The organism is Streptomyces sp. NPDC041135 (assembly GCF_055592085.1).
Genome location: NZ_JBVIYZ010000029.1, coordinates 14,645 through 24,613 on the forward strand (window position 1 = coordinate 14,645; position 9,969 = coordinate 24,613).

The following is a 9,969-nucleotide window of genomic DNA, read 5'->3' on the forward strand; positions in this document are numbered from 1 at the left end:
GATGCGCGCGGCAGCGCCCTCACCAGTCGTCGTCCTGGCCGTCGCCCAGGCCCAGCAGGTGTGCGAGCTGGTCGTCCGTGACCAGCGGGACGCGTGAGACGACCGCCGCCGGCTCACACACCGCGGCCTCGATCATTCGGGTGCACACCGCGGCGAACCGCTCGACGCTCTCCCGGTCGAACCGCTCGTCCGCGTAGCGCAGGACGAGCGTCAGCCGGTCCGCGGCGCTGCGCAGTTCCGCGTTGACGTCGAACTGGCCCTCCATGTGCGGCAGGTCCAGCAGCGACAGCCGCAGTCCGCCGTACGTGACCGGTCCGGCCGCGCCGACCAGTCCGGGCACCGGCAGCCGGTCGGTCGCGAGCATCGTCACGGCCATGGCGAAGGCGGGTACGGGCACGGGGTGGCGCAGCTGCCGGAGGCCGGCCAGCAGACCCTGGTGGGCCGCGGTCACGGTGTCGCCGATGGTGGTCCCGGCGGTGAACCGGGCGCGCAGGGCGAGGGAGTTGACGAGGTAGCCGACCATGTCGGCGGTGCCCCCGCCGATCCTGCTGGAGGCGGGGCAGCCGATGAGGAAGTCGTCCAGCCCGGTGCAGCGGTGCACGGCGGCCTGGAAGGCACCGAGCAGCAGCGCGAAGGGCGTCACCCCGGCCCGTGCGGCCGCCTCGGGCAACCGGGTGGCGAGAGCGGGTGCGAGCGGACGGACGTGGGTGGCGCCGCGCAGCGCCGCGGAGTCGGTGGCGGGCCGGTCGGGCGGCAGGGTGGCGGCCGTGGTGCCCCGGCCGAGCCCGGCCCAGTACCGCTCGGCGCGGGCGCGGGCGGGGCTGCCGGCGAGCGCGCGCTCCTGCTCGGTGTACCGGCTGTAGGGGACGGCGACGGCGGGCAGCGGTGCGCCGCCGAGGGCGTACGAATCCAGGAGGTCGCGCAGCATCAGCCACTGGCTGGTGGCGTCGCTCGCGATGTGGTGGGCGGCGACCACGAGCGCCGCGTCGGCGGGCCCGCGGCGCAGCAGCACGACCCGGAACGGCCAGGCGTCGCGGAGCGTGAAGGGCCGGGCACCGGCCTCACGGGCGAGCGCGGTCAGTTCCTCCTCCGTGCTGCCGGGCAGCTCGCACACCTCGAACGGCACGGGCAGGCCGGGCGCGGGCCGGCGCAGCGGCTGCCCGTCCCGCTCCTCGTAGACGCATCCCAGCACTTCGTGGCGTGCGGCGAGGGCCGCCACCGCCCGGCGCAGGCCTGCCGCGTCGACCGGGCTGTGCACGCGCACCCCGAGGACCACGTTGTACGCGGCGCTGTCCGGGGCGAGACGGTGCAGGAACCACATGGCTTCCTGGCCCGCGGAGAGCGGTGAGGCGGCGGTCACCGCGTGGCCAGCTCTTCCGTGAGGTGGGTGGTCATCGCGTCGACGGTCGGGTGGTCCCAGGCGATGGTCGGTTCGACGGCGAGCCCGAACCGGTCCTCGATGTCGCCGCACAGGGTGAGCGCGTAGACCGAGTCGAGGCCCAGGTCGACCAGTTGCGCGCTCTCGTCGACCTGGTCGCCGGGGCACTCCAGGTAGAAGGCGATCCGTTCGACGAGCCAGCCGCGGATGTCGGCGGCGGAGACGGTGCCGGGTGCGGTGGACCCGGTGGACGCGATGGACATGGCTGAACTCCCTGGAAGGAGCGTCCCGCTCACGCGAGCGGAGCGCGGACGAGGTCGAAGGTGAGGTGCTCCCGGTGGCGGCGGAGCAGCTCCGCGTGGAGCTCCTCGGCCGCGTCCCGGGGCAGCGGTCCCGGCTTCAGGCCGAGACGGCCGGCAAGCCGGTGCAGGACGCACAGCACCCAGGCCGGATCGCCGAGCGGGCCGGCGCCGTGCTGCCACACCCCGAGACAGGCCGCTGCGGCGAGCACGTGCGCGTACCGGTCGGCGAGCAGGAACCCGCGGCGCGAGGCGAGCACCGTGCGGTCCCGGGGCGGCAGTTCGGCGGCGCGGCGCGCGATGCCCCGCAGTTCGGCGACGAACAGCCGGGCCAGGGCGTTCACGCGGGGGTCGTCGTACTCGGTGTCGGTGACGGCCCGGCTGAGGGTGTCCTGGCCGCGCGAGGTGAGTTCCAGCCTCGCGAGGTCCAGGGGCGGCAGCGGGTCGCCGGGGCGGAACAGCGCGGCGGGTGCCGCGGCACCGGGCCCGAACCAGCCCCGGTCGGCCAGCCGTGGCAGCTGCGGCACGATCGTGGCCTGGCAGACGGCGCTGCCGGCGTGCGCGAGCGCCACCACGGGCAGGTCCCGGGCGGCCTTCTGGAAGACGGTGTAGGGGCCGGTGCGCAGGTAGCTGCGGGCGCCGAGCAGCACCGAGAGCCGGTAGGAGGACTCCTGGAGCAGCTTGGGCACCAGGTATTTCACGGCGGCGGACTGCACGCTGGTCTCGCCCGGCAGCAGGTGCAGCGAGCGGGCGCCGACCGTGGCCAGGGCGTCGCCGGCCAGCAGGTCGGCGAAGGCTCCCACCAGCGCGGCGCGCGGGTGGGGGAGTTCGGCGACGGGACGGCCGTACAGGCGGCGTTCGAGGCCGAAGCCGAGCACGGCCCGCAGCTGTGTGTCACCGATGCCGACGACCATGCCGGGCAGCACGCTGCGGGTCACCTGGAAGGCGCGCAGCACGGTCTCCATGGCGTCGCCGGGTGTGCCGAGTACGCAGTCGGCGGGCACCGTGCAGTCATCGAACTCGATGCCGCCGAGGAGACAGCCGCGCACGCCCGACGTCGGGTAGCGGATGTCGCGGCGCACCGTGCCGGCGGGCAGCCGGTCGAGGTCGACCAGGAGGTGGGAGTGGCTGCGGCTGCCCGGTTCCGCGCTGGTGCGGGCGAACACCACGGCGGCCTCAGCCCGTGAGATGTTGTTCACGAGCTGCTTGCCGCCCCGCAACCGCAGTCCACCGGGTGCGGGGGCGGCGGTGAGGTCGACGCGGGAGAAGTCGCTGCCGTGGTCGAGTTCGGTGTAGGCGGCGACGATGCGGCCGCCGGAGAGCAGGAGGTCGGCGGCCCGCCGCTGCTGCGCGGCGGAACCCGACGCCCAGACGGGCAGCCCGGCGATGAAGCTGGTGACGCCGTAGCCGATGGCGAGGGAGCAGTCGCGGCGGAAGACGGTGCGCATGAGGTGGGCGAGCCCGTCGGCCTGTGTGAAGCGGCCGCCCAGGGCGCGGGGTACGAACTCGGCGTTGAGGCCGTATCCGGTGAGCAGGCGCTCGCCCTCGGCGGACAGTTCGCCGCATTCGTCGGCGGCGAGCACGGCGGCGGTGCCCAGGGGGTTGCCGGGGTCGTCGGCGGGTCCGACGAGGCGTTCGAGGGCGGCGGTCCGCACCCGGTGGTCGGGGTCGGCCGCGGCGGGCGCGGGCGCCGGCCCGGGTACGTGGGTGATCGTCCCGCTCATGACCTCTCCTCGGTCGGACGGCCCGGGGCCTCGGCCAGTTCGCAGTGCAGCAGCGAGAACAGCAGTCCGTGGCGGTGCTGCCGGCGCAGCGCCGGCAGCAGCCGGTCCAGGGCCGGCCCGTCCACGTCGTCGAGATCGGGCTCGCCGCTCAGCTGCCGCAACAGCCGGGTGAGTACGGCCTCCAGCCAGCCGCTGCCTGACCAGCGTCCGGCGGGGTTCTCCAGCCACAGGTGCAGGGCGGCCGAGGCCGCGTACAGCAGCGTGTAGTCGCGGGCGAGGGCGAAGGCGTGGTCGGGCACGTCGCGGGCGGTGGGCCGGTGGGCGGCGAGCGCGTCGTGCAGTTCCCCGGCCAGGACCAGCAGCCGCTCGGCCTGCGCGGCGACGGCGCTGCCCGGTTCGCGGGCGCACAGGCGGCCGACGGCGGCCGGCAGTGCCTGGACGACGCTGCAACCGGAGCGCGCGTACAGCGTCAGGGAGTCCGGGTCGAGTGCGGGTGGTGGTGCGTCGAGCCGTGCGGAGGCGGCCACGCCCGCCGGGTCGGTGGGCCCGCGCCGCCAGCCCCGGACGAGGACCGGGAACTGGTTGATGAGGTAGTGGAGGTTGACGACGGTGCTGCCGTCGAAGATGCCGACGATGCGGTGGTCGCGTTCGATCTTCTGGAAGGTGCCCTCGGCGTGATCGGCGACGAGCATGGCGCGCGCCCCGAGGAGCTGCCGCAGACCGGCGATGAGCTGGTCGCCGACCGTCGGCACCAGGTACTTCACGATGGCCGAGACGACGCTCTGCTCACCGGTCAGGGTGTGGATGCCGCGGGTCGCGACCAGGCTGACGGCCTCCGCGGCGAGCAGGTCGGCGTAGGCCTCGGCGAGGGTGCGGCCGGCCTGGGGGAGGTCGGCGAGGCGCCGTCCGTACAGCTGGTGCCGCTCGGCGAAGGCGACCGCGACGCCCAGGGCCTGTCCGGCCATGCCGAGCGTCATCGCGGAGCAGAGCGTGCGGGTGATCTGCAGGCCCTTGAGGACGATCTCGAGTCCGGCGCCCTCGGCCCCGATCAGCGCCGCCGCGGGGATCTCGGCGCCCGTGAAGGCGATGCCGCTGATGTCGGCGCCGCGCACCCCGTGCGTGGGCAGCGCCGGGACCGGGTGCCAGCCGCCCTCGTCCAGCTGGGACTTGTCGACGAGGAAGAGGCTGAAGCCGCGGGCCCCGCCGGCCGGGTCGGTACGGGCGAGGACGGTCACCAGGTCGGCCCGGGTGGCATTGTTGATCAGCCACTTCTCGCCGTCGAGCCGGTAGCCGCCCGCCCGGGTGCGTTCGGCGGTCAGGTCCCCGGCGAGCAGGTCGCTGCCGTGCGACCGCTCCGTCAGCGCGAGCGAGACCACCGCGCCGTCCATGACCCGTTCGGCCAGCCGTGCCGCCTGCTCGGCGGTGCCGCCCACCCAGACCGGGACGGCGCCGAGGTATGTCTTGGTGTGGGCGAGCGCGACGGTGAAGTCGCGGCGGCCGAGCACGCGGATGATCTGCAACAGCTCTCCGGCGTCACGCAGTTCGCCGCCCAGGTGGGCGGGCACGAACCACTTCGGCAGGCCGAGCGCGTCGAGCTGCCGGCACACTTCGGCCGGGAACGCCTCCGCCCGGTCCAGGGCGCCGAGCCGGGCGAAGGAGAAGGCCAGGGCCGCGTCGTGCGGGTCGCCGAACCAGCTCTCCAGCGTCTCGGTGAGCCCGTAGGGGGACCAGGTCCGGGCCGTGGTCGCTGCCGTGGCCGCCGTGGTCACCGGCTGTCCGCCTTCCGGGTGCGGGAGGTGCCGGCGGGTGCCAGCGCGTCCTTGAGGTACAGCTCCCGCATGAGGGTGCGCCGGACCTTGCCGCTGGTGGTGCGCCGCACCTCACCGACCCGCACCAGGGCGACGGCGCCGACCCTGACCCCGAGGCGCCGGCCCAGCCGGGCGCGGGCACTGGTCGCCAGCTGCCGCAGCTCGTCCTCGCCACGGCGGCCGGCCCGTACCTCCTGGGCGACGACGATCTCCTCGTGCGGGCCCTGCGGAACGGCGAAGGCGGCGGCCGGCAGCCTGCCGAACTCCTCCTCCAGAGCACCGATCTCCCGCTCGATGTCGTGCGGGTAGAGGTTCCGCCCGTGCACGATGATCATTTCCTTGATGCGTCCGGTGACGTACAGCTCGCCGCCACGCAGGGCGCCGAGGTCACCGGTGCGCAGGAAGCCGCCGCCGAGCCCGGCGGCGGTGGCGCCGAAGGTGCGCCGGGTCTCCTCCTCCCGCCCCCAGTAGCCCAGCGCAAGGCTCTCGCCGCGGATCCAGATCTCGCCGATCTCCCCGTCGGGACGCACCCGGGCGGTCGCGGGGTCGACGATCCGCACCTCCAGGCCGCGCACGACGCCGCTGCTGACCAGCTCCCGCCCGGCCGTGCCCGCTGCCGCGCCGGTGAGGCGTCCGGCGGCGAGCGCGGCGGCGTCCACCGTCGTCACCACCGGCGGTGTCTCCACGCGGGTGCCGGTGACGAACAACGTCGACTCGGCCAGTCCGTAGCCGGGGAGCAGCGCCTCGGGGCGCAGTCCGGCCGGTGCGAAGCGGGCGGTGAAGCGGGCCAGGGTCGCGGCGTCGACCGGTTCGGCGCCGTTGCAGGCGTGCGTCCAGCGCGACAGGTCGAGACCGGCGACCTGCTCGTCGGTCAGGCGCCGCGCGCACAGGTCGTACGCGAAGTTCGGGGCGCAGCTGATGGCGGCGCCGGTCCGGTCGATCAGCCGCAGCCAGGAGACGGGCCGCTTGAGGAAATCGGTGGGCGGCATCAGGACCGCGGTGCCGCCGAGGTAGAGGGGCGTGAGCATCATCGCGATGAGCCCCATGTCGTGGTGTGCGGGCAGCCAGCTGCACCAGGTCTGACCACCGTGCCAGCCGTGGCTGGCACGCATCAGCTCGATGTTGTGGACCAGGGCGGCGTGGGAGACCACCACCCCCTTGGGCTCGCTGGTCGAGCCGGAGGTGTACTGCAGGAAGGCCGGCAGCTGCGGCAGTACGGCGGGCGGCGTCCAGCCCAGTACGTCGCCGGCCACGGCCTGTTCGAGCGCGGCCTCGTCGAGGACCAGGCTCGCGCCGCTGTCGGCCTCGATGCCGCGCACGCGCGCCTGCCGGCCGCTGTGTCCGCCCTGCGCCGGCACGGGTACCGGGATCACCCCCGCGTACAGGCAGCCGAGGAAGGCCCGGACGAATCCGGTGCCGGGGTGGAAGGCGAGCAGCACGCGCTGGCCGGGGGCGGTGCGGACGGCGAGCCACCGGGCCACCGACCGGGCGGCGCGGTCGAGCTGGGCGTAGCTCAGCAGCTCGTCGGTGACGGCGTCCGCGGAGGCGAACCGGACGGCGGTCCGGTCCGGATGCTCCGCGACCCGGCGCCGGAATCCGCTCACGTACCCGTCGAAGCAGACCACGTGCCACTCCCCTGCGTTCGAAGCCGTCTGGTGGACCCACCCTGGTCGGCCCGGCTATCCCGGGCCTATACCTGCCTGCCGGAGTCCACGCGGAGTGCGGCGGGCGGAAGGCGGTGCGGGCCGCCGTACGGCAGGAGGGTGCCGGACGGCGGCCGGATGACCGCGGGACGTGCCCCCGCGCCGGCCGACGGGGGGCGGCCGTGCACGGGGTCCGGGCGCCGGGTGGGCCCGGCGTGCGGTGTCAGCCGCAGCCGCCCGCGTGGCCGTCGTCGAACGACGGGCCGTGCGGGAGTCCGCCGTCCCCGCGGGGACGACCGGCGCCCGCGGCGTCCCGGGCCTCGCGGGCGGCGGCGGCCGCCACGAAGTCCCGTAGCCGGTCGACGCCCCAGAACTTGTCGTAGTGGACGGTGAAGAACGGCACCCCGAACACCCCGTCGCGGTGCACCGCGAGCAGGGCCTGGAGACCCTCCTCGCGCAGGCCGGGCTCGTCCGACGCGCCGGCCAGCTCGGCGCTCGCGATGCCCAGTGGCGGCCCGAAGGAGCCGACGGTGGCCGGATCGCAGATGTTCCGGCCCTCCTCCCAGCGGGCCCGCGCGGCGAGTGCGACGAACTGCGCGCCCCTGCCGTGCCGCCGGGCGGCGAGGTAGCCCAGGTGCGGCACCTCCCACACCGGGTCCCGGTCGACGGGCCAGGTGAAGTCCAGTCCGCGTGCGGCGGCGAGCCGCCGCACGTCCTGCAGGATGTAGCGGTGCTTGGCCGCCGACATCGCGGCATAGGGGAACTCTCCCCCCGCCGCGTCCAGCATCGTGCGGCTGAGCCGGTCCGGCTCGAAGAACGGCACCCATTCCGTGCGCGCGGCCAGTTCCGGGTGGTCGTCGACGAGTTCCCGGTAGGCGAGCCAGGAGTAAGGGCTGCGCAGCGAGAAGTAGAACCGCGGCGTCACCCGCTCGCGCTTCCCCGGCCTCACAGCGCGATGCCGCCGTCCACCTGGAACACCTGCCCGGTGACGTAGGACGCCTGGTCGGAGACGAGGAAGGAGACCAGCGCGGCGACGTCACCGGCCGTGCCGAAGCGGCCCAGCGGGATCCGCCCGAGCATCTCCGCGGTGACCTTCTCCGCCAGGACCGACGTCATGTCGGTGTCGATGAAGCCCGGGGCGACCGTGTTGGCGCGGATGCCGAACCGGCCGCCCTCCTTGGCGAGGGAGCGGGTGAAGCCGATGATGCCGGCCTTGGACGCGGCGTAGTTGGTCTGCGCGGCGTTGCCGGCGACGCCGGTGACCGACGACAGGGTCACCACCGCGCCACCGCGCCGCTTGATCATGGGGAAGATCACCGAACGGCACACGTGGTAGGTGCCGTCCAGGTTGGTCCGCAGCACCGCGTCCCAGTCGTCGTCCGGCATCAGGACCAGCGGGTTGTCCCGGGTGATCCCGGCCGAGGTGACCGCGGCGGCGATCGGTCCGAAGGCTTCCTCGACGCTCGTGACGAACGCCTTGACCTGCTCGCGGTCGGCGACGTCGGCCTTGCGGGCGAACACCCTGCGGCCCAGGGCCGTTACCTCCTTCGCCACCAGGTCGGCGGCGGAGTCGTCGGAGCGGTAGCAGAACGCGATGTCATAGCCGTCGCTCGCGAGCCGGTTGACGACGGCGCGGCCGATGCCGCGCGATCCGCCGGTGACCAGGGCGACCTTCGCCCCGGCGGTCCTGGACGTCCCGGCGGCGGCCGGGGACTTCGCAGCGGTCATGGCCGATGCCCTCCTTTCACACAGGCAGGCCCGCGGGCGCGGGCAGCAGTTCGGTGACGTCCTTGAGAGCGACGACGAAGGCGCCGACGCTCAGGAGCCGGCGACCGCCGGCGTGGGTGTGGCCGGCCAGGATCGCGGTGTCCCCGGCCTGCTTGAGCAGGCGTACGGAGTGTTCGAGGACCTCGCCCGGGTAGGCGTGGCCGTCGAGGAGCACGTCGTTGATGGCACCGGCCAGTTCGACCTTGCCGGCGAGCACGTCCGGGTTGGGCTGCTCCCAGGTGGCCAGCAGCACGGCGGACTGGGCCCACGACTCGATGACGAAGGCGGTCGGGTACGCGTAGTCGGCGGGCGCCGCGTGCCGGCCGAACTCCGCGTAGCAGGGCTCGTTGCCGGAGATCGCCTTGTACGTCGTCATGCGCACGCCGGGCACGACCTCGCCGACCCGGTCGACCAGCAGGATGGGGAAGCGGTGCGGGATGGTGTTCTTGATCCGGTGGACGCCGTGGAACGCGCCGGTGTCCTCGGTCCCGGGACCCGTCCGTGCGGGTGCGGACGCGTTCACCGGGTCTCTCCCTCGGGGGCCGGCGCCGTGGCCGCGAGGACGCGGCGGTAGCGCAGGCGGATGTCGGCGACGGCCCCGGAACCGGTGTGCGCGGACGCCCTGGCGGTCAGCGTCCCGCCGTCCTCACCGGTGTCGACCGTCACCTCGGTCGACACCCGGTCGCCGGGGAAGACCGGACGGCGGAAGCGGCAGCGGTCCATGGCGACCAGTTCGAGGTCCGTGCCGAGACCGGCGCCGGCCGCCCACAGCCGTACGGTGCGGTCGGCGGCCTCGATCAGGAAGACGCCCGGCTGCACCGGGAAGCCCGGGTAGTGGCCGAGGAGCACCGGGTCGCCGGGCTCGGCGACGACGGCGGTGGTGGCGCCCCGCGGCTCGTCGCGCAGCAGTTCCAGACCGTCCGCGCCGAGCGCGCTCGCGCGGCTCACGCGGCCTCCCCCTTCTCCTTCAGCTTGCTCTGGAGCAGTTCGTAGGTGCCCTGCAGGGAGGTGACGGCGAGGAGTTCGGACTCGGCCATCCTCACCGCGTACTCCCGCTCCAGGCGCACGAATATCTCCAGCGCCATCAGGGAGTCCACGTCGAGGTCGTCGACGAAGTGGGCGTCGTCGGTGACCTCCGCGACGTCCAGGTCGAGGATCTCCGCGACGAGGACGCGCAGTTCCTCCTTGTCGAGGGCGGGAGTGCCGGTGGCGTGGCTGCTGACTGTGGTCTCGGTCATGGTCGTCTTCCGTTCGGGGATGCGTCGGACTGGGGCCGCGGGCGCGGCGTACAGGGCCTGGGCGAGCAGGCGGCGGGTGCGGCGGGCGTGGCGGCGGACGGTCGGCAGCACG

At 74.4% G+C, this 9,969-nt stretch carries 10 protein-coding genes; all 10 read right to left on the reverse strand.

Annotated elements, in window-relative coordinates; translation table 11 throughout:
- Positions 1-19 precede the first annotated feature (19 nt).
- The gene (locus tag ACZ6CZ_RS33515) at positions 20-1,360 is read right to left on the reverse strand and encodes a condensation domain-containing protein (RefSeq protein WP_469028905.1); all 1,341 of its coding nucleotides are present in this window, start codon (positions 1,358-1,360) and stop codon (positions 20-22) included.
- Positions 1,357-1,641 (reverse strand): acyl carrier protein, encoded by a 285-nt coding sequence (locus ACZ6CZ_RS33520; RefSeq protein WP_469028907.1) that lies wholly within the window; start codon positions 1,639-1,641, stop codon positions 1,357-1,359. The genes ACZ6CZ_RS33515 and ACZ6CZ_RS33520 overlap by 4 nt, the downstream gene beginning before the upstream one ends.
- A 29-nt stretch (positions 1,642-1,670) precedes the next feature.
- Positions 1,671-3,401 carry an acyl-CoA dehydrogenase gene (locus ACZ6CZ_RS33525; RefSeq protein WP_469028910.1) on the reverse strand — a complete coding sequence of 577 codons (1,731 nt, stop codon included), beginning with the start codon at positions 3,399-3,401 and terminating at the stop codon, positions 1,671-1,673.
- Positions 3,398-5,170: an acyl-CoA dehydrogenase family protein gene (locus tag ACZ6CZ_RS33530; RefSeq protein WP_469028912.1), complete on the reverse strand. Its 1,773-nt coding sequence runs from the start codon at positions 5,168-5,170 to the stop codon at positions 3,398-3,400. Before ACZ6CZ_RS33530 ends, ACZ6CZ_RS33525 begins: the two co-directional genes overlap by 4 nt.
- Positions 5,167-6,834 carry a fatty acyl-AMP ligase gene (locus tag ACZ6CZ_RS33535; protein ID WP_469028915.1) on the reverse strand — a complete coding sequence of 556 codons (1,668 nt, stop codon included), beginning with the start codon at positions 6,832-6,834 and terminating at the stop codon, positions 5,167-5,169. The genes ACZ6CZ_RS33530 and ACZ6CZ_RS33535 overlap by 4 nt, the downstream gene beginning before the upstream one ends.
- A gap of 241 nt (positions 6,835-7,075) precedes the next feature.
- Positions 7,076-7,777: a DsbA family protein gene (locus ACZ6CZ_RS33540; protein WP_469028917.1), complete on the reverse strand. Its 702-nt coding sequence runs from the start codon at positions 7,775-7,777 to the stop codon at positions 7,076-7,078.
- A 20-nt stretch (positions 7,778-7,797) separates the two neighbouring features.
- Complete coding sequence (gene fabG, locus ACZ6CZ_RS33545) at positions 7,798-8,580, reverse strand: 3-oxoacyl-[acyl-carrier-protein] reductase (RefSeq protein ID WP_469028919.1); 783 nt, start codon at positions 8,578-8,580, stop codon at positions 7,798-7,800.
- A 16-nt stretch (positions 8,581-8,596) separates the two neighbouring features.
- Entirely contained in the window at positions 8,597-9,142 is a 546-nt protein-coding gene (locus ACZ6CZ_RS33550) for a 3-hydroxyacyl-ACP dehydratase FabZ family protein (RefSeq protein WP_469028922.1), read from the reverse strand.
- The gene (locus ACZ6CZ_RS33555) at positions 9,139-9,567 is read right to left on the reverse strand and encodes a 3-hydroxyacyl-ACP dehydratase FabZ family protein (RefSeq protein ID WP_469028923.1); all 429 of its coding nucleotides are present in this window, start codon (positions 9,565-9,567) and stop codon (positions 9,139-9,141) included. Before ACZ6CZ_RS33555 ends, ACZ6CZ_RS33550 begins: the two co-directional genes overlap by 4 nt.
- The gene (locus ACZ6CZ_RS33560; protein ID WP_469028925.1) at positions 9,564-9,968 is read right to left on the reverse strand and encodes an acyl carrier protein; all 405 of its coding nucleotides are present in this window, start codon (positions 9,966-9,968) and stop codon (positions 9,564-9,566) included. The genes ACZ6CZ_RS33555 and ACZ6CZ_RS33560 overlap by 4 nt, the downstream gene beginning before the upstream one ends.
- Between the last annotated feature and the right edge of the window lies 1 nt (position 9,969).

Excerpts from the sequence above, each read along its gene's own strand:
- fabG (WP_469028919.1), bottom strand. The coding sequence starts at position 8,580 with ATGACCGCTGCGAAGTCCCCGGCCGCCGCCGGGACGTCCAGGACCGCC.
- ACZ6CZ_RS33520 (WP_469028907.1), bottom strand. The coding sequence starts at position 1,641 with ATGTCCATCGCGTCCACCGGGTCCACCGCACCCGGCACCGTCTCCGCC.
- ACZ6CZ_RS33525 (WP_469028910.1), bottom strand. The coding sequence starts at position 3,401 with ATGAGCGGGACGATCACCCACGTACCCGGGCCGGCGCCCGCGCCCGCC.